Genomic DNA, 24,709 nt, shown 5'->3' with positions numbered 1-24,709 from the left:
TCGTCGCGAAATCCTCACCGCAGACTCCCCTCGTCGAATCCTTCGGCGCCGTCGTCGAGCAGCGGCGAGATCGGGGGCAGCTCGTCGATCGAGTTGATCCCCAGGTGCTGCAGCAGCTGGTCGGTGGTGCCGTAGTTGATCGCGCCCGTCTCCGAGTCGGCGAACAGCTCTGTGATCAGCCCGCGGGCGAGCAGCGTGCGCACCACGGAGTCCACGTTCACGGCGCGGATCGAGGCCACCTGGCCGCGGGTGACCGGCTGCTTGTACGCGATCACGGCGAGGGTCTCCAGCGCCGCCTGCGACAGCCGCGCCGGCGCCTGCCCGCCGATGAACTCGGCCACCAGGTCGTCGTGATCCTCGCGGACGTAGAGCCGCCAGCCTCCGCCGACCTCGCGCAGCTCGAAGCCTCGTCTGGGCCCCCTGCCTCGCCCGTCGTAGTCCTCGACGAGCGATTCCAGGGTCTGGCGGACGGCGGGCACGGGTGCGTGCACGGCCGCGGCCAGCGCCACCAGCGCGATCGGCTCGTCGACGATCAGCAGGATCGCCTCCACGCGCTCCGCGAGCGGTGCGTCGGTGCCGGTCTCCCGCTCCGCCTCCAACGCATCCGCCTCTTCTGTCATCGTCACTTCGGTCATCGTCGTCTCATCGGTCATAGTCGGCTCACTTGTCATAGTCCGCCCCAAGGGTCGCCAGCTGCTCGTCGGACCAGGTCTCCGCCGACCATCGCAGCGTCAGCTCTCCCAGCGGCTCGAGCTGCTCGAAAGAGAGCGCGGCGTGCCGGTACAGCTCCAAGACGGAGATGAAGCGCGCGACGATGATGCCTGGTTCGGCGACACCGCTCACGAGCTCTCGGAAGGTCAGGGACTCGGTGCTGCGCAGCAGCGTCACGACGACGGCCGCCTGCTCGCGGATGCTGACCAGCGGCGCGTGCAGGTGATCCAGCCCGACGGTGGGCAGCTCCTTCGGCGCGAAGGCCATCAGCGCGAGCGCGGCGAAGTCGTCCGCGCTCAGCGACCAGACCAGCTCTGGCGTGCGGCCGCGATGCTTCTCGTCCAGCGGCACCGCGCGCACGTGACGGCGGTCCTCGCGCTGCAGGCATCGTGCGAACCAGGCCGAGACCTCCTTGAAGGCGCGGTACTGCAGCAGGCGGGCGAACAGCAGGTCGCGCGCCTCGAGCAGCGCGACGGATTCGGCATCCACCAGCTCGCCCTGCGGCAGGAGTCCTGCGACCTTCATGTCCAGCAGGGTCGCCGCGACGACGAGGAACTCGGAGGCCTGATCGAGCTCCTCATCCCCGTCCAGTTCCCGCAGGTAGGTGATGAACTCGTTGGTGACCTTGCTCAGCGACACCTCGGTGATGTCGAGCTCGTGCTTGGAGATCAGGTTCAGCAGCAGATCGAACGGTCCGTCGAAGTTCGTCAGCGAGACGCGGAACCCTTCGACCGGCTCGACGACCACGCTCTCGTCGATCGGATCGACAGTGGTGGCGGGCAGTTCCTCAGGCGACGGCGCCACGGGCGACCAGCTCCCGCGCCAGTCGCAGGTAGGCCTGGGCGGCTGCGTGCTCCGGCGCGAACTCGGTGATGGGCACGCCCGACACGGAGGCGTCCGGGAACTTCACGGTGCGGCCGATCACGGTCTCCAGCACGTCGTCGCCGAAGGCCTCGACCACGCGCTCCAGAACCTCGCGGGAGTGCAGCGTGCGGGGGTCGTACATGGTGGCCAGCAGGCCGTCCAGCATGATGGACGGGTTCAGCCGGTCGCGCACCTTGTCGATGGTCTCGATGAGCAGCGCCACACCGCGCAGGGCGAAGAACTCGCACTCCAGCGGGATGAGCACGCCGTGCGCGGCGGTCAACGCGTTCACGGTCAGCAGCCCCAGCGAGGGCTGGCAGTCGATGAGGATGACGTCGTACTCGCCGGCGACCTGACGCAGAACGCGCGAGAGGATCGTCTCGCGGGCGACCTCGTTGACCAGATGCACCTCGGCGGCGGACAGGTCGATGTTGGCAGGCAGCACGTCGAGGTTCGGCGTCGCGGAGTGCACGATCGCGTCGCGCGGGTCGCGCTTGGTGTCCAGCAGCAGGTCGTAGACCGTCGGCACGTCGTGCACGATGATGCCGAGACCGGCGGACAGGGCGCCCTGCGGGTCGAAGTCGACCGCGAGCACCTTGCGACCGTACTCGGCGAGCGCCGCAGCCAGGTTGATCGAGGTGGTCGTCTTGCCGACGCCGCCCTTCTGGTTGCACAGCGCGATGATCCGCGCCGGCCCGTGCGAGGCCAGCGGTTCCGGGGTCGCGAAGCCCTGATAGGGACGGCCGGTCGGACCGATGGGGGTGTCATCCCCCTTCGTCGCCTTCGACCTGGACTTCGTCGCCTTCTCCGCCACCAGTGCTCCTGCTCCTTCGTGCTTGCTCGATTGTAGCCGCAGGGCGGGCGCGGTCAGGGTCGGCGCGCGGCGCGCTCCCGTGCTGCCGCCACCAGACCGTCGAACACGCCGGAGTCGTCGTCGGTCTCCGGATGCCACTGCACTCCCACCGCGAAGCGCGCGCCGTCAGCCTCCATGGCCTGCACGACGCCGTCCGCATCGTGCGCGACGACGCGGTATCCCGGGTGTTCGGCCACTGCCTGATGGTGGTGGCTGGGCACCGTGAGGCGTTCGGCGATGAGCGACGCGATGCGTCCCTCGCCGTCGACGGTGACCTCGGTGCTGCTGTACCCGACGGCTGTTCCGGCATGCGCGGCGTGGCCCACGACATCCGGCAGGTGCTGCACGAGAGTGCCGCCGGCGGCCACGGCCATCATCTGCATCCCCCTGCAGATGCCGAGCACCGGCAGCCGCTCGCGATCGGCTTCGGCGAGCAGCTGGATCTCCCAGGCGTCGCGATCGTCGTACCAGGTCGTCACGTGCGCGTCCGGGGCCTGCCCGTACCTGGCCGGGTTGATGTCCGCGCCGCCGGCGATCAGCAGCCCGTCCAGGCGACTCAGCGCGACCCGCGCGGCCTCGGGCGAGGCGAGCGGGGGCAGCAGCACCGGCACCCCGCCCGCCTTATCGATCGAGATCGCGTAGTCCGCCGGCAGCAGGTCGGCCGGGATCCCGCGCCAGGCGCCCCAGTCCGCCGGCTGGCGGTACATGGTGATCCCGATGACGGGTGCACTAATCAAAGTCGCTCTCCAGCGGGGTCACGTACGCGTTCGAGAGCCCGCCGTCGACGAGGAAGTCCATCGCCGTGATGAAGCTGGACTCGTCGCTGCCGAGGAACGCGACCGCGTTCGCGATCTCCTCGGGCTCGGCGAACCTGCCCATCGGGACGTGCACCAGGCGTCGGGCCGCGCGCTCGGGATCCTTGGCGAACAGCTCCTGCAGCAGCGGCGTGTTCACCGGTCCGGGGCAGAGCGCGTTCACCCGGATGCCCTTGCGCGCGAACTGCACGCCCAGCTCACGAGTCATCGCCAGCACGCCGCCCTTGGACGCGGTGTACGAGATCTGGGAGGTCGCAGCCCCCATGATCGCCACGAACGAGGCCGTGTTGATGATGGACCCTTTGCCCTGCGCGAGCATGTACGGCAGCACGGCCTTGCAGCAGTGGTAGACGCTCGTGAGGTTGACGTCCTGCACCAGGTTCCACGCCTCGATCCCGGTCTTCAGGATCGAGTCGTCGGATGCCGGGGAGATGCCGGCGTTGTTGAACGCGATGTCGATGTGACCATAGGTGTCGTTCGCCACCTTGAAGAGGTTCTCCACCTGCGCCTGATCCGTGACGTTCACCTTCACGAAGACGCCGTCGAGCTCCTCGGCGATGCGCGGCCCGTTGACCTCGTCGAGATCACCGATGACCACTTTCGCGCCCTCGGCGACGAACTTCTTCGCGGTCGCGAGTCCGATCCCACTGCATCCGCCGGTGATGACGCCGACCTTGCCGTCGAGCTTTCCCATCAGTTCTCCCTGTTGCCTTTCGTCGCTGCTGATCAATTGTCGGTCGAGATGAAGACGTTCTTCACCTCGGAGAAGGAGTCCGGCGCGTCCGGTCCGAGCTCGCGTCCGAGCCCGGACTGCTTGAACCCGCCGAACGGGGTCCAATAGCGCACCGAGGAGTGCGAGTTGACCGAGAGGTTGCCGCTGTCGACCCCGCGGGCCACCCGCAGCGCGCGGCCGACGTCCCGGGTGAAGATCGAGCCCGACAGCCCGTACTCGGTGTCGTTGGCCTTGGCGATGGCATCCGCCTCGTCGGTGAACGGCATGACCGCCAGCACCGGGCCGAACAGCTCCTGCGTCCACACCGGGTCGGTCGCGTCGCGCGGCAGCACGACCGTGGGCGCGAGCCAGTATCCGCTCGAGCCGTCAGGAACCTGACCCCGGAAGGCCACGTCTGCGCCGTCCAGGGCCCCGGCGACGGCGTCGCGCTGACGGGCGGAGATCAGCGGGCCCATCTCGGCGTCCTCCGCCGCCGGGTCCTTCACCCGGAAGGCCTCCACCGCCGGCTGCAGCAGCGACAGGAAGCGGTCGTAGACGCTCTGCTGCACGAGGATGCGCGAGCGCGCGCAGCAGTCCTGGCCGGCGTTGTCGAGCCCCGCACCGGGTGCCGTTGCGGCGGCGAGCTCGAGATCGGCATCCTCGAACACGACGTTCGCGTTCTTGCCGCCGAGCTCCAGCGTGAGCCGCTTGACCTGATCCGCGCACCCGCGCATGATCCCCTTGCCGACGTCGGTGGATCCGGTGAAGCAGACCTTGCGCACCAGCGGATGTGTGACGAACCGATCGCCGACGACACTGCCCTTGCCGGGGATCACCGTGAAGACGCCCTCGGGGAGGCCTGCCTCCGACGCCAGTTCACCCAGGCGCAGAGCGGTGAGCGGGGTGAGCTCGGCGGGCTTGAGCACGACGGTGTTGCCCGCGGCGAGCGCGGGACCGAAGCCCCAGCCGGCGATCGGCATCGGGAAGTTCCACGGCACGATGATGCCGACCACGCCGAGCGGCTCGTGGAAGGTGATGTCCACGCCTCCGGGCACGGGGATCTGACGGCCGAAGTGCCGCTCCGGCGCCGCGCTGTAATAGTTCAGCACGTCGCGCACGTTGCCCGCCTCCCAGCGGGCGTTGCCGATCGTGTGGCCGGAGCCGGCCACCTCGAGATCGGCGAGCTCGTCGATGTGCGCGTCGACGACCGAGGCGAACGACCGCAGCAGACGTGCGCGTTCGGCCGGGGCGATCGCGCGCCAGGCGGGGAACGCGCGGTGGGCGCGTTCGATCGCGGCATCCGTCTCCCCGAGGTCCGCCTGGGGGACGTCTGCGACGGCGACGCCGGTGGCGGGGTTCAGCACGGTGAAGGTGCCTGCGGCACCGAACGGGGTGGTGGGGATCCTCATGCTCACAGCCTCTCGAATCCGCGGGTCAGCTCCCAATCCGTGACAGCGGCGTCGAAGGCCTCGATCTCGACGTCGGCGTAGTGCACGTAGTGGCGCACGACGTCCTCGCCGAACACCTCCGCCGCGATCGCGGAGTTCGCGAGCGCATCCCGCGCCTCGCGCATGGTCGTCGGCACCGTCGGTGCCCCGGACTCGTAGGCGTTGCCGCCGGTCTCCGCTTCCAGGCTCAGCTCGTTCTCGACGCCGTAGAGCCCGCCCGCGAGCATGGCGGCCAGACCCAGGTAGGGGTTCATGTCGCCTCCGGGCAGTCGGTTCTCCATGCGGGCGCTGCGCCCGCTGCCGACCAGGCGCACCGCGGTGGTGCGGTTGTCGACGCCCCAGGCGACCGCGGTGGGCGCGAACGAGCCCTTCACGAAGCGCTTGTACGAGTTGATGTTCGGGGCGTAGAAGAGCGTGAACTCGCGCATGGTGGCCAGCACTCCGGCGATGAAGTGCTCGTACACGGCCGAGCGCGCGCCGCGCTCCTCGTCCCAGAACACCAGCGAGTCGTCGTCCTTGCCGCGCAGCGACATGTGCACGTGACAGGAGTTGCCCTCGCGCTGATTGGGTTTGGCCATGAACGTGAGCGACTGGCCGTGCTGGCGGGCGATGTCCTTGGACGCGGTCTTGTAGTACGAGTGATTGTCGGCCGTGGCGATCACCTCGTCGAACAGGAACGCGATCTCATGCTGACCGAAGTTGCACTCCCCCTTGGCGGATTCGACCGTCAGTCCCGACGCGTACATAGTGTTGCGGATGTCACGCAGCAGCGGTTCGACGATGGAGGAGCCCAGGATCGAGTAGTCGACGTTGTACTGGTTCGCCGGGATCAGATTGCGGTAGCCGTCGTCCCACGCCTTCTCGTACGGCGTGTTGTAGATCACGAACTCCAGCTCGGTGCCGGCCACGGCCTTCCAGCCGTGCGCGGCGGCACGGTCGGTCTGGGCGCGCAGCATGGATCGCGGCGACACCCGCAGCGCCTCGCCCGTGGTGCTGGTCAGATCGCACTGGATCATCACGGTGCCCGCCCGGTGCGGCATCCGGCGAATGGTGGACAGGTCGGGGACGAACTCCATGTCGCCGTACCCGCTCGCCCAGGAGGCGTGCTCGTAGCCGTCGATCGTGTTCATGTCGACGTCGACGGCGAGCAGGTAGTTGCAGCCCTCCGTGCCGTGGCCGAGGACGGAGTCCAGGAAGAAGCGGGCGTGCAGCAGCTTGCCCTGCAGTCGCCCCTGCATGTCGGTGAAGGCGAGCACGACGGTGTCGATCTCGTCTTCCAGGATCATGCTGCGCAGTCGGTCGACGCTCAGCATCCGCTCGTTGCGGGGTTCGGAGGCGGTGGTGATCGTGCTCATTTCAGAAGGCCCTTCAGGAGTGCGGCCGTGGCGTCGCAGTGCGCGGCCATCACCTGGCGCGCACGCTCCGCCTCGCCCGCGAGGATCGCCGCGACGATCTCACGGTGCTCGGCGTCCGCGTGTTCGATGTTCTTCTTGAGGAATGGGATCTCGGCGAGGAGCTGGTGGATCTTCACCTGCACGCCGTTGCAGGCGTGTGCGAGCTCATCCGAACCGCACACGGTGCTGATGGCCAGGTGGAGTCGGGCATCCGCTGTCCGGTAGTCGGCCGGCTCCGTGGCCGCGTCGACCTCGGCGAGGCTCTCCGCCAGCAGCTCGCGCTGCTCGACGGTGAGCTCGGTCATCGCGGCCCGGTGGGCGGCTCCCGGTTCGATCACGGAGCGGAAGACGATGAGGTCATCGATCTCGGCGCGGCGGGGCGGATGCTGGCCCTCGGGCCATCTCCGAACGAGCGGCTCGACGAAGGTGCCTCCTCCGCGCCCCCGGGTCGTGGTGACGAGCCCGGCGGCGCGGAGGGCGCTGATGGCCTCCCGGAGGGTGGCGCGCGAGACGCCCAGTCGTTCGGCGAGCGCGCGCTCACCCGGGAGCTTCTCCCCCACCCGGAAGATGCCGAGCTGGATGGCGGATCCGAGCTGCTCGACGCAGGACTCGAAGGCCATCTGTCCGCGCACGGGGTGCAGCGCGGCATCCACCAGGGGGGAATCCATCATGTCCGTTCTGTCTCCGGCGGTCTCGGGCTCACTCTTCCAGGAGCTTGTCCGAGGCCTTGGTGAGGTGCTCGGCCTCGTCGTGGTTCATGAAGTCGCGCCTGCCGTAGGCGAACCACAGCACGACGCACAGGATGGCCACGACCGCCACCGCGATCGGCGCGTAGTTGAACGTCTCGACCGTGACCGGTGTGACCGGCGGCAGCACGAACAGGATCACGATGAAGACCACCCAGACCACCGCGATCCAGCCCACGACCGCACTCCATCGGCCCAGGTTCCACGGGCCGGGTGCGAAGTCGGGGTTCAGGCGACGCAGCAGCACCGGCGTCACATAGGCGATGTACAGACCGATGACCGCGATGGAGGTGACCGCCGCGTACGCGGTGACGTTGAACAGGGCGGGGATCGTGACCAGGATCGAGAGCACGACGCACAGCCAGATCGAGTTGGTCGGGGTGCCGGTGCGCTTGTTGACCTTCGCCCACAGGCGCGAACCGGGGATGGCGTTGTCCCGTGAGAACGCGTAGCTCATCCGCGAGTTGGCCGTCACAGACGCCATGCCGCAGAAGAACTGCGCGCCGCACACGATGAACAGCAGGAACTTCGCCACGTCCGGGTTGTCCAGCGCGTCCATGAAGATCTGCGCGGGGCCCGAGCCGAGATCGGTGTTGACGATCTTGGACAGGCCTTCCTGGCTGCCGTCCTGGATCGCCGCGACGATCGTGAACAGCAGGATCCATCCACCGATGATCGAGACGAGCACGCTCATCACGATGCCCTTGGGCGCGGCGACGGAGGCGTTCTTCGTCTCCTCCGCGACGTGCGCCGAGGCGTCGTATCCCGTGTACGTGTACTGCGCCATCAGCAGACCCATCAGGAAGACGTACGGGCCGAAGCCCCAGCCCGTCTCGTTGTGCCAGGTCGTGAAGGTCCAGCCGATGTCCTGGTGCTCGGCCGGCATGATCCACAGGATCGCGACGATGATCGCCACGCCGACGCTGTGCCACCAGGCCGAGACCGAGGACAGCAGGCTGACCAGGTTCACGCCGAAGGTGTTCAGCAGACCGTGGATGACGATGAGGACGACGAACAGCAGGAACGTGTTCAGTGCGGTGACCTCGGTGCCCCACATGAGGTTGGCGAAGGCCATCATCGTGGCGGCGGCGCCGTAGTCGATCGCCGCGGTGACGGCGACCTCGCCGAGGAAGTTGTACCAGCCGACGAACCAGGCCCACTTGCGCTTGTCGCGCTTGGCCAGGCGTCCGGCCCAGAAGTACAGGCCGCCGGCTGTGGGATAGCGGGAGCAGACCTCTGCCATCGCCAGCGCCACGCACAGCACGAAGACGCCGACCAGCGGCCAGCCGATGGTGATAGCGCTGGGTCCCCCCGACTTCAGCGCGATGTTGAACGAGGTGATGCAGCCGGCGAGGATGGAGATGATCGAGAAGGAGACGGCGAAGTTCGAGAACCCCGACATCCCGCGATGGAGTTCCTGCTTGTAACCGAGTTCGGCCAGGGCGGCGGCGTCATCATCGACGGGACCAGCACCCACGGCCTGTGTGGATTCGCTCATGGAATTGCTACCTGCTTTCAGTGGAGGGAGCGTTTGGAGCGATTCTGGCCTTCGGGAGTCAACCGTGTCAATGGTCTGACTTCAATCCATTTAGCGGGCGCGCGGGTGCGAGGTGATGTAGATGTCGCGCAGGGTGTCGACCGAGACGTGCGTGTAGATCTGGGTGGTCGCGACCGACGCGTGGCCGAGCAGCTCCTGCACGACGCGGACATCGGCGCCGCCCTGCAGCAGGTGCGTGGCGAACGAGTGCCGGAGCGTGTGCGGCGACACCTCGCTGGTGATCTCGGCGTGCTCGGCCGCGGCGCGGATCACCAGCCAGGCGCTCTGCCGCGACAGCGGGGCTCCCCGAGCGCCGAGGAACAGCCGCGCCGTGGCTCTCCCCTTCGCGGCGAGCTGCGGACGCACTCGGGTCAGGTAGGCGTCGACGGCGGCTCGGGCGTATGAGCCCACCGGCACGATGCGCTCCTTGTCGCCCTTGCCGCGCAGGCGCAGCACGTCGCCGTAGGCGAGGTCGTCGACATCGAGGGACACGGCCTCTGAGACGCGGGCGCCGGTCGCGTACAGCAGCTCGAGGAGGGCGCGGTCGCGGATGCCGAGGGGGTCCTCCGGCGAGGGCGCACCCAGCAGCCGCTCGACCTGCTCGATGGTCAGAGCCTTCGGCAGCCGGCGCGGCGTCTTCGGCGGCCGGAGGCGGCCGGTCGGGTCGTCCTGCTCGATGCCCTCGCGGGCGAGGAACCGGTGCCAGCCGCGCACCGAGGACTGCAGGCGCGCCAGGCTCGTCGCGGCGGGCGGCGGGTCGGCGGCGGAGCGGTCGGCGATGAATGCGGCCACGACGGCGGGAGTGATCTCCCCGGTCTCCGAGACCTCCTGCTCGGCGAGCCAGTCCAGGTAGCCGTTCAGGTCGCGTCGGTAGGCGGCGATGGAGTGCTCGGAGAGACCGCGCTCGATCGTGACGTGGCGCAGATATGCGTTGAGTGCACGATCGAGCTGCATCTCAGGTCCGCTCGCGCAGCCGCCGCTCGGTGGCCAGCACGCCGATGGAGAGGATGCCGTTGTGCATCCGTCCTGCCAGCACCGCATCCGCGGCTTCGGACAGCGGCACCCACTCGACGCGGATGTCCGCCTCCTCGTCCTCGCGCTCGTGCGCTGTCTCCGCTGACGCGATGTCGGTGGCGAGGTAGATGTGGATCATCTCGTCGTTGCCGCCCGGCGTGGTCCAGGACGACACCAGGTGCTCCCAATGGCCGGCGGTGACATCCGCCTCCTCCGCCAGCTCGCGCTGCGCGGCGACCAGCGGGTCCTCCCCCGGGATGTCGAGCAGCCCTGCCGGCAGCTCCCAGTCGCGATGACGGATCGGATGCCGGTACTGCTGGATCAGGAGCACGCGACCCTGATCGTCGAGGGCGACGACCGCTACGGCACCGGTGTGCGCGACGTACTCGCGCACCATCTCGCCGTCGCCGTACGCCACCCGGTCCGAGCGCACATCCCACACCCAGCCCTTGTAGACCAGGTCGCTGGAGAGGACCTCGGGCTCGAAGGGCTCGTCCTTCAACGGTCCGTGGGTCCCGGGCATCGGATCAGGCGTCGTCGTCATCGTCGAACAGCTCGCTGGAGCGGGAGCGCTCGATGGCCGCACCGACCAGTCCGCGGAACAGCGGGTGCGGCGAGGTCGGACGCGAACGCAGCTCGGGGTGCGCCTGCGTGGCGATGTAGAACGGGTGCATGTCGCGCGGCAGCTCGACGTACTCGACGAGGTCGAGGTCGGGGTTCAGACCCGAGAACACCAGGCCGGCGTCGGAGAGACGACCACGGTAGGCGTTGTTGACTTCGTAGCGGTGCCGGTGACGCTCGGATGCGACGTCCGAGCCGTAGAGCTCGCGCGCCAGCGATCCCTCGGACAGAGCCGCCTCGTACAGACCCAGGCGCATGGTGCCGCCCAGGTCCCCGCCGTCGAGGATCTCGACCTGCTCGGCCATCGTCGCGATGATCGGCTCGGCGGTCTCGGGGTCGAACTCGGTGGACGAGGCTCCGGCGATGCCGGCCATGTTGCGGCCGTACTCGATCACCATGCACTGCAGGCCCAGGCACAGACCGAGCGTGGGGATGCCCTGCTCGCGGGCGAAGCGCAGCGCGCCGAGCTTGCCCTCGATGCCGCGGATGCCGAAGCCGCCGGGCACGCAGATGCCGTCGAGCTCGCCGAGCGCCTTCTCGGCGCCCTCTGGCGTCTCGCAGGAGTCGGAGGGGATCCAGCGGATGTTGACCTTGGTCTCCTGCGCGAAGCCGCCGGCCTTGAGCGCCTCAGTGACGGACAGGTACGCGTCGGGCAGGTCGATGTACTTGCCGACCAGGCCGATGGTGACCTCGTGCTTGGGGTTGTGCACCGCGTGCAGCACCTTCTGCCAGCGCGTCCAGTCGACATCCGCGGCGGCCTTCTCGTCGAGGTCGAGGCGGCGGGTGATGTAGGAGTCCAGGCCCTGGTCGTTCAGGGTCGAGGGGATGTCGTAGATGCTGGGCAGGTCGACGGTGTTGATGACGCCTTCGATGTCGACGTCGCACATCAGCGCGATCTTGTTGCGGTTGCTCGCGCTGACGGGCCGGTCGCTGCGCAGCACCAGGGCGTCGGGCTGGATGCCGACCTGGCGCAGGGCCGCCACGGAGTGCTGGGTGGGCTTGGTCTTCTGCTCGCCGGAGGCGCCCATGAACGGCACGAGCGAGACGTGCACGAAGAACACGTTGCCGCGGCCGAGCTCGTGGCGAAGCTGGCGTGCGGCCTCGAGGAACGGCTGCGACTCGATGTCGCCGACCGTGCCGCCGACCTCGGTGATGATCACGTCGGGGCGGGGCTCCTCGGTGGCCTGCAGGCGCATGCGGCGCTTGATCTCGTCGGTGATGTGCGGGATGACCTGCACGGTGTCGCCGAGGTACTCTCCGCGGCGCTCGCGCGCGATGACCTGCGAGTAGATCTGGCCGGTGGTGACGTTGGCGGCCTGCGACAGGTTGATGTCGAGGAACCGCTCGTAGTGCCCGATGTCGAGGTCGGTCTCGGCGCCGTCGTCGGTGACGAAGACCTCACCGTGCTGGAACGGGTTCATGGTGCCCGGGTCGACGTTCAGATACGGGTCGAGCTTCTGCATCACGACGCGCAGACCGCGCGCGGTGAGCAGGTTTCCCAGGCTGGCCGCTGTGAGACCCTTCCCCAACGACGAAACGACACCTCCGGTCACGAAGATGTGTCGGGTGGTGTCGTTCTTGGGCGCCGCAACAGAAGAGTTCATCACGGGCTTTTATCCTATCAGTTCGTTTGCGAGCCGAGGCTCAGAAGTTCACGGGCATGGGTGAGAGCGGCATCCGAGTCGGCGAGTCCGGAGAGCAGTCGGGCCATCTCGGCCTCGCGCTGCTCTCCCGCCAGTCGGGTCACGCTGGAGGCGGTCACGGCTCCGTCGTTCGACTTCACGACGGACAGGTGGTTGGTCGCGAAGGCGGCGACCTGTGCGAGATGGGTGACGGCGATGACCTGGGAGGTGCGGGCCAGCTGCGCGAGGCGCCTGCCGACCTCGATCGCGGCGGCACCGCCGATGCCGGCATCCACCTCGTCGAACACGAAGGTGGGGACCGGGTCGGTGCCGGCCATGACGACCTCGATCGCGAGCATGACGCGGGAGAGCTCGCCGCCGGATGCTCCGCGCGAGACCGACCGCGGTTCGGCGCCGGGATGCGGCGCGAGCAGGATCGACACGTCGTCGCGCCCGTGCAGGGACTCGGCGCCCTCCGCCACGCGCACCTCGAGCCGGGCGTCGGGCATGGCGAGGGCGTGCAGCTCGTCGGTGACGGCCGCGGACAGCCGCACCGCGGCCTCGGTGCGCGTGGCGCTGAGAGCCGCTGCCGCTTCGTCGAGGCTGCCGCGGGCGGCCGTGGCTTCGGCGGTCAGGCGTTCGATGCGGTCGCCGTCGTCATCGAGCTCGGCCAGTCGCAGCGATCCGGTGCGCCAGACTTCCAGCGCCTCATCGAGGGAGCCGTGCTGTCGGACGAGTCCGCCGATCGCCGCGCGACGCTCCTCGACGGCGGCCAGTTCGTGCGGGCCCGACTCGTCGAGGTCGGCGAGGTACGTGGACAGCTGCCCGGCGAGGTCGGCGGCGCGGTAGCCGAGGTCGGCGACGGCTTCGGCGATCTCCGCCAGCTGCGGGTCGGCGGCGCGCTCCAGCGAGCGGCGGGTCTCCGCGAGCAGCAGGGTGACATCCGGTTCGTCGTCCTCGCTCGAGAGCGCGGAGCGCGCGACGGATGCCGCCTGGCGCAGCTCCTCGGCGTTGGCCAGGCGTTCGGCGCGCTCGCTCAGCGACACATCCTCCCCGGCCTGGGGTTCGATCTGTTCGATCTCGGCGAGCTGCTCGCGCAGCGCCGCGGCTTCGGCCGCGCGGCGGTCGCGGTTCTCGGTGAGATCGGTGATCTCGGCATCCAGTCGCCGCCAGGCGTCGAACCGCTCCGTGTACGCGGCCAGGGCCGCGGCGACCCGCCCGCCCCCGAAACGGTCCAGGGCATCGCGCTGCGCGGAAGCCGATCGCAGGCGCAGCTGATCGGACTGACCGTGCACGACGACCAGCTCGTCGGCCAGGGCCGCCAGCACAGATGCCGGGGCCGCGCGACCGCCCACGCTGGCGCGGCTGCGCCCCTCGGTGCTGAGCGTGCGCGAGACGTACAGCTCGGCGGAGTCTCCTCCGGCGGGTTCGAGCTCGCCGCCGGCATCCGTCACGATGTCGGCGACCGGCCCCTGCTGCGGCACCAGCCAGACGCCCGCCACCGATGCCTGGGCGGCGCCGGCGCGCACGGCGGACGAGTCCGCACGAGCACCCAGCAGCAGGCCGAGGCCTGTGACGACCATGGTCTTGCCGGCACCGGTCTCGCCGGTCACGGCGGTGAATCCGGGCCCGAGCGGCAGCACGGCGTCGTCGATGACGCCGAGACCGCGGATGCGCATCTCGTCGATCACGACGCTCCCCGCCATCCCGCGACGGGCAGCTGGAACTTGCGCACCAGACGCTCGGTGAACGCGGTCGGATGCAGGCGCGCCAGCCGCACGGGCCGGGAGGATCGGCGCACCACCACGCGTGCACCCGGCGGCAGCTCGTGAGAGCGTCGCCCGTCGCACCAGAGGATGCCGGAGCCGTCGGTGCGCTCGAGCATCTCGATGGCCACCGAAGCCTCCGGACCCACCACCAGCGGCTTGGCGAACAGGGCATGGGCGGACAGCGGCACCACGGTGATCGCCTCGACGGTCGGCCAGATGACCGGCCCGCCGGCGGAGAAGTTGTACGCCGTCGAACCTGTGGGAGTGGAGACGACCATGCCGTCGCATCCGAAGCTCGACAGCGGGCGGCCGTCGATCTCGATGACGACCTCGATCATCCGCTCACGGCTGGCCTTCTCGACGGTCGCCTCGTTCAGAGCCCACGTCTCGTAGACGACGTGGCCTGCGACGTCCTTGACGCGCACGGAGAGGGCCAGACGCTCCTCGACCTCGTAGTCCCGGTCGATGACGCGGCGCACCGCGGCGTCCATGTCCTCACGGTCGATCTCGGCGAGGAATCCGACGTGCCCCATGTTGATGCCGAGCACCGGGGCGCCGGAGTCGCGGACCAGTTCTGCCGCACGCAGGATCGTCCCGTCGCCGCCGAGGACGATGGCCAGCTCGAGGTCGTCGGCCGCGACGTCCTCGCCGAGCAGACCGATGCCCGCGAAGCGCGGGTCAGCGGCGATGAGCTCGTCGCGGTCCGGAGCGGGGATGACCGGCACGGCTCCCGCCTCGCGCAGTGCATCGATGACGCGCAGAGCGGCGGTGACGGTGTCCGGCCGCTTGGCGTGGGCGACGACCAGGATGCGGCGCTCGTTCATCGTCCTCCTGCCACGTGCGTGATCTGCTCGGTCCATTCTGACGGATCGGTTCCCCGCCCGGGCGCGAGGTGGACCAGGAATTCGGCGTTGCCGTGCGTTCCGAGGATCGGCGAGGCGATGATGCCGAGCATCCCGAGTCCGACGTCGTGCGCGGCCCAGAGCGTGCGCTCGACGGCATCGGTGCGCAGGGTGGGGTTCGTGACCAGCCCGCCTCTGACGGCAGTGCGGCCGACCTCGAACTGCGGCTTGACGAGCAGCACGACATCCCCGCCGGGCGCGACGACACCGGCGACAGCAGGCAGCACCAGGGCGAGCGAGATGAACGACAGATCGCCGACGACCAGCTCGGGGCGCCCGCTCTCCCCGGTCGCCTCGCCGAGATTCTCTGCAGTCATGTTCCGCACGTTGAAGCCCTCGACCGAGGTCACACCCGGGTCGGCGGCGACGACGTCGGCGAGCTGTCCGTGTCCGACGTCGACGGCGAGCACGCGGCGTGCGCCGCGCTCGCGGAGCACCTGGGTGAATCCGCCGGTGGAGGCGCCCATGTCCAGTGCCAGGCGGTCCTGCACCGCGATGCCGAAGCCGTCGAGCGCGGCGATGAGCTTGTGGGCTCCCCTGCTGACGTAGTGGTCGTCGCCGTCCACGCGGATCACGTCATCGTCGGCGACCGGTGTGGAGGCCTTCACGACGGGATGGCCGTCGATGCGCACGCGTCCGTCGGCGATCAGGGTGGCGGCGTGCGTGCGCGAGCGTGCGAGCCCGCGCGCGGCGAGGGCGGCGTCGAGTCTGGTCATCGGTTCCCCGGTGCGGCGTCGCCGCGGGGTGCGCTCTCGAGTCGCTTCATGAGTTCGTCGTGCACGGCGCCGTAGGCATCGGCGCGGGCAGCGAGGGGCTGTCCTTCGATGAGGCGCAGCCGACTCCAGAGAGCGTCGGTGGGCTCGTCGCGCGTGTGCTCCATCCGACCACTGTAACGCCCGGGGCTGGGCTGCGCCCGGCGACGCTCAGGGCCTGTGGAAAGGATCCGCGTAGAGCTGCTCGGGAACCCGGAAGGCGTAGATCGCCAGCCCCGTGGCCCAGATGGCCGCGGCGCCGGCACGCAGCAGGTCGATCTGCGCGTCGCCCGCCTCGATGATCTGCACATCGGCGTCGACGACGCGCACGGAGGACCTGCCGACCGTGAACACGCCGTTCTTCTCGACGGTCTCCGGATACGGCTCGTGCAGCTCGCGCAGGTCGCTGAGGATGTAGTCCGGACGCGAGCCCTGCGGTGCCGCCAGCACGTGCTTGGGCCGGTCGATGCCGGTCAGCACGAGGGCCGAGTCGATGCCGGCCCGAGTCGAGCCGGAGATGTCGGTGTCGAGGCGGTCGCCGATGAACAGCGGACGCTGCGCGTCGAAGCGCTCGACCGCGACCTCGAAGATCGGCTTCTCGGGCTTGCCCGCGACGACGGACAGGCGCCCGATCGCGGTGTGCACGGCGGAGACCAGCGTGCCGTTGCCGGGTGCCACACCGCGCTCGCGCGGGATGGTCCAGTCCGTGTTGGTGGCGATCCAGGGAATGCCGCCCTCGTCTTCCGGCAGCTGGAGAGCGAAGGCCGCCTCGGCGAGATCCGTCCAGGCGACCTCGGGGGCGAAGCCCTGCACGACCGCGGCCGGCGAGTCCTCCGCACTGCGGGTGACCGTGTATCCGGCCTTGTGCGCCTCGTCGACGAGCCCGTCTCCCCCGACGATGAGGATGGTCGCCGGTGCCGGGACCATCGTGGCCAGCAGGCGCATGGCGGCCTGCGGGCTGGTCACCACGTCATCCGCGGCCACGGTCAGGCCGAGGCTGGTGAGGTGCTCGGCGACGGCAGCGTCGGTGCGGGATGCGTTGTTCGTGATGTACCCGAGCCGCATCGACTCGCTTGCGCGGTTGAGGCTCTCGATCGCATGGGGCAGCGCCCCTGGTCCGGCGTACACCACGCCGTCGAGATCGGCGAGCAGCGCGTCGCGGTCGGTCAGCGGAGTGGATGCCGTCTTCGCGCGGCGGAACAGCGCCATCAGTCGTCGGTCTCCTCGGCCTGCACGTCGTCCTGCACGTCATCGCGTGCCTCGTCAGCCGCTTCTTCCGAAGCGAGCTCGGGCTCGTCGGTGTCGGAATCGGCTTCGCCCTCGGGCTCGACGTTCTCCTCGGACTCAGCGTCGTCGACTGCGTCAGCCTCGTCGTCGTCTGCATCGTCGTCCTGCGATTCGGGCGCGCCCTCGTCGTCTGCGTCTTCGTCTTCGTAGTCCTCGTCGAAGCCGTCTTCGACGATCATCTCGTCGAACTGGCCGTCCAGACCGAGAGCGGATGCCGCGACGTCTGCCCGCTCAGCCCAGAATGCGGCCTCGTCGGCGCGACCCAGGTCCTCGAGTACCGCGGCGCGCGCGGAGAACAGCGCTGGGCTCCACTCGAAGGCGCGGTCCGGATCGAGTTCCGGGATCTCCAGCTCGCCCAGTGCCAGCTCGGTCTCTCCCCGGTCAAGCCGGGCGCCGGACATGGCGATCGCCAGCGCGACGCGCACCTCGGGTGTCAGCTCGGAGCGGTCGACGGTGCGACCCTCCTCGAGGGCGCGGTCGGGCTTGCCCACACCGCGCTCGCTGTCGACGATCAGCGCGATCATGTCGTTCTTGCCGGAGATCCGTCGGGCGGTGCGCAGTTCGCGCAGCGCCAGGGCGAATTCCCCGGTGGCGTATGCCGTGATCGCGAGAGTCTCCCGGACGACGGCGATGCGGCCGGCTCGGCGGGAGGCGGCCAGCGCGTGCTCGTGCGCGCGCTCGGGCTCGTCGTCGATCAGCTGCGCGGCCATCGCGAGGTGGCGAGCGGTCTGCTCGGCGTTCTCCTTGCTGAGGGTCTTCAGTTCGTTGCGTGCGGATGCCGGCAGGTCACGAGCCGTGATCTCATCGGGCAGCGGCGGCTCCGGGATGTGCTCGCGAACCGGCGCGAACTCGTTGATCGGGCGGTCCACCCCGCCGCGCGGGCGATCGCGGAACGACTGGCGCTCACCGGACTGGCCACGGTCGCGGTCGCCGAACGAGCGCCGCTCGCTGCCGGCGCGATCGCTGGGCTTACGGTCACCATACGGACGGCGCTCCCCCGACTGGGGGCGGTCGCCCTGGTTGCGGTCGCGGTCACCGAAGGGACGACGCTCACCCTGCGGGCGATCACCGTACGGACGACGCTCACCCGACTGCGGGCGGTCACCATACGGACGACGCTCACCCGACTGCGGGCGGTCACCATACGGACGACGCTCACCCGACTGCGGGCGGTCACCATACGGACGACGCTCACCCGACTGCGGGCGGTCACCATACGGACGACGCTCACCCGACTGCGGGCGGTCACCATACGGACGACGCTCACCCGACTGCGGGCGGTCACCATACGGACGACGCTCACCCGACTGCGGGCGGTCACCATACGGACGACGCTCACCGGACTGCGGACGATCGCCATAGGGGCGACGCTCACCAGACTGCGGGCGGTCACCGTACGGACGACGCTCGCCCGATTGGCTGCGGTCGCCCTGGTTGCGGTCGCGATCACCGTACGGCCGACGCTCACCCGACTGGGGACGATCGCCATACGGGCGACGCTCACCCGACTGGGGACGATCGCCATACGGGCGACGCTCGCCCGACTGCGGGCGGTCACCATACGGACGACGCTCACCCGACTGCGGGCGGTCACCATACGGACGACGCTCACCCGACTGCGGGCGGTCACCATACGGACGACGCTCACCCGACTGGCTGCGGTCGCCCTGGTTGCGGTCGCGATCACCATACGGACGACGCTCACCCGACTGGGAACGGTCACCATACGGACGACGCTCACCCGACTGGGAACGGTCACCATACGGACGACGCTCACCGGACTGCGGGCGGTCACCATAGGGACGACGCTCACCGGATTGCGGGCGGTCACCCTGGCTGCGGTCACGATCGCCGTAAGAGCGACGCTCACCCTGCGGGCGATCGTTGGGCTTGCGGTCCCCATAAGGGCGACGCTCACCCGACTGCGGGCGGTCACCGTATGGGCGACGCTCACCGGAACGATCACGATCGCCCTGAGGGCGACGGTCTCCGCCAGCCCCTCGAGGGGTGCGTGACGAGGAGTCCGAAGAGCGCGGCTTGCGCTCGGAGTCCGAACGTCGATCGCGCGCGCCCTCACCGTCTCGGCGGTCCCGCTGCTCATCCGACATTCTGACTCCCTGTTTGTTTGTTAACGCAAGATGGCCACCCAACCCTGGGTGGCCATCTTACTTAAGAGAAGTCCGGCGGTGTCCTACTCTCCCACAGGGTCCCCCCTGCAGTACCATCGGCGCTGTGAGGCTTAGCTTCCGGGTTCGGAATGTGACCGGGCGTTTCCCTCACGCTATGGCCGCCGAAACACTATTGACATGTATCAGGCAACACACACGTTGAGTGTGGTTGTTCGGTTCCCGACCGTACGTCGAGAACCACAAAGTGGACGCGTTCATCTAGAAAGAATTGGTGTTATCAAGTCATCGGCTTATTAGTACCAGTCAGCTGCACACCTTGCGGTGCTTCCACATCTGGCCTATCAACCCAGTAATCTGGCTGGGAGCCTCTCCACCCGAAGGTGATGGAAGTCTCATCTTGAGGCCGGCTTCCCGCTTAGATGCTTTCAGCGGTTATCCATCCCGAACGTAGCTAACCAGCGGTGCTCCTGGCGGAACAACTGGCACACCAGAGGTTCGTCCAACCCGGTCCTCTCGTACTAGGGTCAGATCCTCTCAAACTTCCTACGCGCGCAGCGGATAGGGACCGAACTGTCTCACGACGTTCTAAACCCAGCTCGCGTACCGCTTTAATGGGCGAACAGCCCAACCCTTGGGACCTACTCCAGCCCCAGGATGCGACGAGCCGACATCGAGGTGCCAAACCATGCCGTCGATATGGACTCTTGGGCAAGATCAGCCTGTTATCCCCGAGGTACCTTTTATCCGTTGAGCGACAGCGCTTCCACAAGCCACTGCCGGATCACTAGTCCCGACTTTCGTCCCTGCTCGACCTGTCAGTCTCACAGTCAAGCTCCCTTGTGCACTTACACTCGCCACCTGATTACCAACCAGGTTGAGGGAACCTTTGGGCGCCTCCGTTACTTTTTGGGAGGCAACCGCCCCAGTTAAACTACCCACCAGGCACTGTCCCTGAACCGGATCACGGTTCGAAGTTAGATATCCAGAGTGACCAGAGTGGTATTTCAACAATGACTCCACCATAACTGGCGTCATGGCTTCAAAGTCTCCCACCTATCCTACACAAGCCACACCGAACACCAATACCAAGCTGTAGTAAAGGTCACGGGGTCTTTCCGTCCTGCTGCGCGTAACGAGCATCTTTACTCGTAATGCAATTTCGCCGAGTTCGCGGTTGAGACAGTTGGGAAGTCGTTACGCCATTCGTGCAGGTCGGAACTTACCCGACAAGGAATTTCGCTACCTTAGGATGGTTATAGTTACCACCGCCGTTTACTGGGGCTTAAATTCTCAGCTTCGCCTTGCGGCTAACCGGTCCTCTTGACCTTCCAGCACCGGGCAGGCGTCAGTCCGTATACATCGACTTGCGTCTTCGCACGGACCTGTGTTTTTAGTAAACAGTCGCTACCCACTAGTCTCTGCGGCCACCACACCCTTTTCGGAGCAAGTCCGTATAAGCGGGTGGCCCCCCTTCTCCCGAAGTTACGGGGGCATTTTGCCGAGTTCCTTAACCACGATTCTCTCGATCTCCTTGGTATTCTCTACCTGACCACCTGAGTCGGTTTGGGGTACGGGCGGCTTGAACCTCGCGTCGATGCTTTTCTTGGCAGCATAGGATCACCCACTTTTTATCCGCATCGCGTCTCAGCCTGCATGAGTCGCGGATTTGCCTACGACTCGGCCTACACGCTTGCACCAGGACAACCATCGCCTGGCTTGGGCTACCTTCCTGCGTCACACCTGTTAATACGCTAACCGCACCAGAATGGGGTCGTACGCTAGGCCCAGAGCGTCACCCCGAAGGGATCAGTCACTGGGATTCAGATACTTAGCACTACTGGATTAGCTTGGGCGGTTCTTCGCCGGTACGGGAATATCAACCCGTTGTCCATCGACTACGCCTGTCGGCCTCGCCTTAGGTCCCGACTTACCCAGGGAAGATTAGCTTGACCCTGGAACCCTTGGTCTTCCGGAGGACGTGTTTCTCACACGTCTTTCGCTACTCATGCCTGCATTCTCACTCGTGTAGCGTCCACGGCTGGTTCACACCGCCGCTTCACTCGCCACACGACGCTCTCCTACCCATCAACACGGCTGGACCACGAAGGCCTACCAAAAATGTCAATGCCACAACTTCGGTGGCGTGCTTGAGCCCCGTTACATTGTCGGCGCGGAATCACTTGACCAGTGAGCTATTACGCACTCTTTCAAGGGTGGCTGCTTCTAAGCCAACCTCCTGGTTGTCTAAGCAACTCCACATCCTTTTCCACTTAGCACGCGCTTTGGGACCTTAGATGGTGGTCTGGGTTGTTTCCCTCTCGACTATGAAGCTTATCCCCCACAGTCTCACTGCTGCGCTCTCACTTACCGGCATTCGGAGTTTGGCTGACGTCAGTAACCTGTTGAGGCCCATCGGCCATCCAGTAGCTCTACCTCCGGTAAGAAACACGCAACGCTGCACCTAAATGCATTTCGGAGAGAACCAGCTATCACGAAGTTTGATTGGCCTTTCACCCCTATCCACAGCTCATCCCCTCAGTTTTCAACCTAAGTGGGTTCGGTCCTCCACACGCTCTTACACGTGCTTCAACCTGGCCATGGATAGATCACTTCGCTTCGGGTCTAGGACATGCGACTGAATCGCCCTATTCAGACTCGCTTTCGCTACGGCTACCCCACACGGGTTAACCTCGCCACATATCACTAACTCGCAGGCTCATTCTTCAAAAGGCACGCTGTCACCCCTACTAAGGAGGCTCCAACGGTTTGTAAGCAAACGGTTTCAGGCACTATTTCACTCCCCTCCCGGGGTACTTTTCACCTTTCCCTCACGGTACTTGTCCGCTATCGGTCATCTGGGAGTATTTAGGCTTATCAGGTGGTCCTGACAGATTCACACGGGATTTCTCGGGCCCCGTGCTACTTGGGATACTCTTCACGCTGCGCACAACATTTCGACTACGGGGCTGGCACCCACTATGGCTGGCCTTTCAAGACCATTCGTCTATATCGTCACATCACGTCGACCACTCGGCAGAATGATCAAAAAAGTCCCGCAACCCCGGGCATGCAACGCCTGCCGGCTATCACACACACCCGGTTTAGCCTCATCCGCTTTCGCTCGCCACTACTCACGGAATCACTGTTGTTTTCTCTTCCTGTGGGTACTGAGATGTTTCACTTCCCCACGTTCCCTCTACCCGCCCTATATATTCAGGCGGGAGTCACCAGGTCGCAAAACGCCTGGCGGGGTTTCCCCATTCGGACACCCTCGGATCAAAACTCGCTTATCAGTTCCCCGAGGCTTATCGCAGATTGCTACGTCCTTCTTCGGCTCCAGATGCCAAGGCATCCACCGTTTGCTCTTAAAGACTTGAAATCACATGAGTAACCACCAGTCCAGGAAAAGACTGGTGATCAATAATTCTTTAAGATGCTCGCGTCCACTGTGTAGTTCTCAAAGTACGGGCGGTCCCCCAACACCGAAACCCCGAAAGGAAACGACGAAAGGGGCCTAGAGGTTCAGAACGACCATAAGGCCGGCCCGGTCCCTCAGGACCCAACAGCGTGCAGCCGCCTGCTGGCTTCCCCCACCGTTCCAGATCCGAAGACCGTACTAAATGAAGTCAGCTGCGCTGACGGCATGTCAAATGTTCCACCCATGAGCTCCCAGCGAAGAACGTATGCCTTCGATCTGGGTTCTGGACACCCGGAGGTGTCAGATGCTCCTTAGAAAGGAGGTGATCCAGCCGCACCTTCCGGTACGGCTACCTTGTTACGACTTAGTCCTAATTACCAATCCCACCTTCGACGGCTCCCTCCACAAGGGTTAGGCCACCGGCTTCAGGTGTTACCGACTTTCATGACTTGACGGGCGGTGTGTACAAGACCCGGGAACGTATTCACCGCAGCGTTGCTGATCTGCGATTACTAGCGACTCCGACTTCATGAGGTCGAGTTGCAGACCTCAATCCGAACTGGGACCGGCTTTTTGGGATTCGCTCCACCTTACGGTATCGCAGCCCATTGTACCGGCCATTGTAGCATGCGTGAAGCCCAAGACATAAGGGGCATGATGATTTGACGTCATCCCCACCTTCCTCCGAGTTGACCCCGGCAGTATCCCATGAGTTCCCACCATTACGTGCTGGCAACATAGAACGAGGGTTGCGCTCGTTGCGGGACTTAACCCAACATCTCACGACACGAGCTGACGACAACCATGCACCACCTGTTTACGAGTGTCCAAAGAGTTGACCATTTCTGGCCCGTTCTCGTATATGTCAAGCCTTGGTAAGGTTCTTCGCGTTGCATCGAATTAATCCGCATGCTCCGCCGCTTGTGCGGGTCCCCGTCAATTCCTTTGAGTTTTAGCCTTGCGGCCGTACTCCCCAGGCGGGGAACTTAATGCGTTAGCTGCGTCACGGAATCCGTGGAAAGGACCCCACAACTAGTTCCCAACGTTTACGGGGTGGACTACCAGGGTATCTAAGCCTGTTTGCTCCCCACCCTTTCGCTCCTCAGCGTCAGTTACGGCCCAGAGATCTGCCTTCGCCATCGGTGTTCCTCCTGATATCTGCGCATTCCACCGCTACACCAGGAATTCCAATCTCCCCTACCGCACTCTAGTCTGCCCGTACCCACTGCAAGCCCGAGGTTGAGCCTCGGAATTTCACAGCAGACGCGACAAACCGCCTACGAGCTCTTTACGCCCAATAATTCCGGATAACGCTTGCACCCTACGTATTACCGCGGCTGCTGGCACGTAGTTAGCCGGTGCTTTTTCTGCAGGTACCGTCACTTTCGCTTCTTCCCTGCTAAAAGAGGTTTACAACCCGAAGGCCGTCATCCCTCACGCGGCGTTGCTGCATCAGGCTTGCGCCCATTGTGCAATATTCCCCACTGCTGCCTCCCGTAGGAGTCTGGGCCGTGTCTCAGTCCCAGTGTGGCCGGTCACCCTCTCAGGCCGGCTACCCGTCGACGCCTTGGTGAGCCATTACCTCACCAACAAGCTGATAGGCCGCGAGCCCATCCCCAACCGAAAAATCTTTCCACCCACACACCATGCGGTGATGGGACATATCCAGTATTAGACGCCGTTTCCAGCGCTTATCCCAGAGTCAGGGGCAGGTTGCTCACGTGTTACTCACCCGTTCGCCACTAATCCACCCAGCAAGCTGGGCTTCATCGTTCGACTTGCATGTGTTAAGCACGCCGCCAGCGTTCATCCTGAGCCAGGATCAAACTCTCCGTAAAAAACGATAGCCACCAACAACCGGGAAAACGGTTCGAAGGCAGCGAGTTCAATCATGACCAAAATGAATAAATCATTGCTGACATATCCATACGCCAACCCCCAAGAAGAGGATTGGACTTTGATCCAAAGGAATTCTCAACCCAGCAAAAAGCTGGACGAGGATAATTTGGCATTTGACAAGTGCACGCTGTTGAGTTCTCAAGGATCGGACGCACCCACACACCCACCCCAACGAGGCGAGAAGCGCAAGGCAACTTCACAATCATGTTGTCCGAC

At 66.1% G+C, this 24,709-nt stretch carries 20 protein-coding genes and 3 rRNA genes; 2 read left to right on the top strand and 21 right to left on the bottom strand.

Annotated elements, in window-relative coordinates; translation table 11 throughout:
* Positions 1-14 precede the first annotated feature (14 nt).
* From scpB to QF046_RS00030, 18 genes are all read right to left on the bottom strand, one after another.
* The gene (gene scpB, locus QF046_RS00115) at positions 15-620 is read right to left on the bottom strand and encodes an SMC-Scp complex subunit ScpB (RefSeq protein ID WP_373425744.1); all 606 of its coding nucleotides are present in this window, start codon (positions 618-620) and stop codon (positions 15-17) included.
* 40 nt (positions 621-660) lie between these two features.
* On the bottom strand, positions 661-1,515 hold the full coding sequence (locus tag QF046_RS00110) for a ScpA family protein (RefSeq protein ID WP_373425635.1): 855 nt from the start codon (positions 1,513-1,515) through the stop codon (positions 661-663).
* A complete protein-coding gene (locus tag QF046_RS00105) occupies positions 1,499-2,389 on the bottom strand; it encodes a ParA family protein (RefSeq protein WP_307364956.1) in 891 nt (296 codons plus the stop codon). The genes QF046_RS00110 and QF046_RS00105 overlap by 17 nt, the downstream gene beginning before the upstream one ends.
* Before the next feature lie 53 nt (positions 2,390-2,442).
* Positions 2,443-3,165 (bottom strand): gamma-glutamyl-gamma-aminobutyrate hydrolase family protein, encoded by a 723-nt coding sequence (locus tag QF046_RS00100; RefSeq protein ID WP_307364954.1) that lies wholly within the window; start codon positions 3,163-3,165, stop codon positions 2,443-2,445.
* Positions 3,158-3,937 carry a 3-oxoacyl-ACP reductase gene (locus QF046_RS00095; protein WP_373425633.1) on the bottom strand — a complete coding sequence of 260 codons (780 nt, stop codon included), beginning with the start codon at positions 3,935-3,937 and terminating at the stop codon, positions 3,158-3,160. Before QF046_RS00095 ends, QF046_RS00100 begins: the two co-directional genes overlap by 8 nt.
* Before the next feature lie 32 nt (positions 3,938-3,969).
* Positions 3,970-5,364 (bottom strand): aldehyde dehydrogenase, encoded by a 1,395-nt coding sequence (locus tag QF046_RS00090; protein WP_307364952.1) that lies wholly within the window; start codon positions 5,362-5,364, stop codon positions 3,970-3,972.
* Between the two features lie 2 nt (positions 5,365-5,366).
* Entirely contained in the window at positions 5,367-6,758 is a 1,392-nt protein-coding gene (locus QF046_RS00085; RefSeq protein ID WP_307364950.1) for a glutamine synthetase family protein, read from the bottom strand.
* On the bottom strand, positions 6,755-7,468 hold the full coding sequence (locus QF046_RS00080; protein ID WP_307364946.1) for a FadR/GntR family transcriptional regulator: 714 nt from the start codon (positions 7,466-7,468) through the stop codon (positions 6,755-6,757). Before QF046_RS00080 ends, QF046_RS00085 begins: the two co-directional genes overlap by 4 nt.
* Before the next feature lie 28 nt (positions 7,469-7,496).
* Positions 7,497-9,041, bottom strand: a complete 1,545-nt coding sequence (locus QF046_RS00075) for an amino acid permease (protein ID WP_307364944.1) — start codon at positions 9,039-9,041, stop codon at positions 7,497-7,499.
* Positions 9,042-9,131: 90 nt separating this feature from the next.
* Entirely contained in the window at positions 9,132-10,034 is a 903-nt protein-coding gene (gene xerD, locus QF046_RS00070) for a site-specific tyrosine recombinase XerD (protein WP_307364942.1), read from the bottom strand.
* 1 nt (position 10,035) lies between these two features.
* Positions 10,036-10,638 (bottom strand): NUDIX hydrolase, encoded by a 603-nt coding sequence (locus QF046_RS00065; RefSeq protein ID WP_307364940.1) that lies wholly within the window; start codon positions 10,636-10,638, stop codon positions 10,036-10,038.
* Complete coding sequence (locus tag QF046_RS00060) at positions 10,622-12,319, bottom strand: CTP synthase (protein ID WP_307372590.1); 1,698 nt, start codon at positions 12,317-12,319, stop codon at positions 10,622-10,624. The genes QF046_RS00065 and QF046_RS00060 overlap by 17 nt, the downstream gene beginning before the upstream one ends.
* A gap of 17 nt (positions 12,320-12,336) precedes the next feature.
* Entirely contained in the window at positions 12,337-14,028 is a 1,692-nt protein-coding gene (gene recN / locus QF046_RS00055; protein WP_307372588.1) for a DNA repair protein RecN, read from the bottom strand.
* Positions 14,025-14,930: an NAD kinase gene (locus QF046_RS00050; protein ID WP_307364938.1), complete on the bottom strand. Its 906-nt coding sequence runs from the start codon at positions 14,928-14,930 to the stop codon at positions 14,025-14,027. Before QF046_RS00050 ends, recN begins: the two co-directional genes overlap by 4 nt.
* A complete protein-coding gene (locus QF046_RS00045) occupies positions 14,927-15,724 on the bottom strand; it encodes a TlyA family RNA methyltransferase (protein ID WP_307364936.1) in 798 nt (265 codons plus the stop codon). Before QF046_RS00045 ends, QF046_RS00050 begins: the two co-directional genes overlap by 4 nt.
* Positions 15,721-15,888: a hypothetical protein gene (locus QF046_RS00040; protein WP_307364934.1), complete on the bottom strand. Its 168-nt coding sequence runs from the start codon at positions 15,886-15,888 to the stop codon at positions 15,721-15,723. The genes QF046_RS00045 and QF046_RS00040 overlap by 4 nt, the downstream gene beginning before the upstream one ends.
* A 43-nt stretch (positions 15,889-15,931) precedes the next feature.
* Positions 15,932-16,969 (bottom strand): HAD-IIA family hydrolase, encoded by a 1,038-nt coding sequence (locus QF046_RS00035; protein WP_307364933.1) that lies wholly within the window; start codon positions 16,967-16,969, stop codon positions 15,932-15,934.
* The gene (locus tag QF046_RS00030; RefSeq protein WP_307364931.1) at positions 16,969-17,916 is read right to left on the bottom strand and encodes a hypothetical protein; all 948 of its coding nucleotides are present in this window, start codon (positions 17,914-17,916) and stop codon (positions 16,969-16,971) included. Before QF046_RS00030 ends, QF046_RS00035 begins: the two co-directional genes overlap by 1 nt.
* Here QF046_RS00030 and QF046_RS00025 point away from each other — a divergent pair.
* On the top strand, positions 17,875-19,062 hold the full coding sequence (locus tag QF046_RS00025; RefSeq protein ID WP_307364929.1) for a hypothetical protein: 1,188 nt from the start codon (positions 17,875-17,877) through the stop codon (positions 19,060-19,062). The genes QF046_RS00030 and QF046_RS00025 overlap by 42 nt on opposite strands.
* Positions 19,063-19,225: 163 nt before the next feature.
* On the opposite strand, the gene rrf is transcribed toward QF046_RS00025, so the two are convergent.
* The 3 genes from rrf to QF046_RS00010 all read right to left on the bottom strand — a co-directional run bounded on the left by rrf (position 19,226) and on the right by QF046_RS00010 (position 24,432).
* A 5S ribosomal RNA gene (gene rrf, locus QF046_RS00020) occupies positions 19,226-19,342 on the bottom strand.
* Between the two features lie 107 nt (positions 19,343-19,449).
* Positions 19,450-22,555, bottom strand: a 23S ribosomal RNA gene (locus QF046_RS00015).
* Positions 22,556-22,909: 354 nt separating this feature from the next.
* A 16S ribosomal RNA gene (locus tag QF046_RS00010) occupies positions 22,910-24,432 on the bottom strand.
* The 16S, 23S and 5S rRNA genes sit together here, the layout of an rRNA operon.
* A 53-nt stretch (positions 24,433-24,485) precedes the next feature.
* Here QF046_RS00010 and QF046_RS00005 point away from each other — a divergent pair.
* The coding region (locus tag QF046_RS00005) for a hypothetical protein (protein WP_307364927.1) at positions 24,486-24,709 on the top strand (224 nt) is incomplete at its 3' end.

The organism is Microbacterium sp. W4I4, from assembly GCF_030816235.1.
In the GTDB taxonomy this organism is placed as follows: domain Bacteria; phylum Actinomycetota; class Actinomycetes; order Actinomycetales; family Microbacteriaceae; genus Microbacterium.
This window is presented reverse-complemented; position numbering and strand designations above follow the sequence as displayed.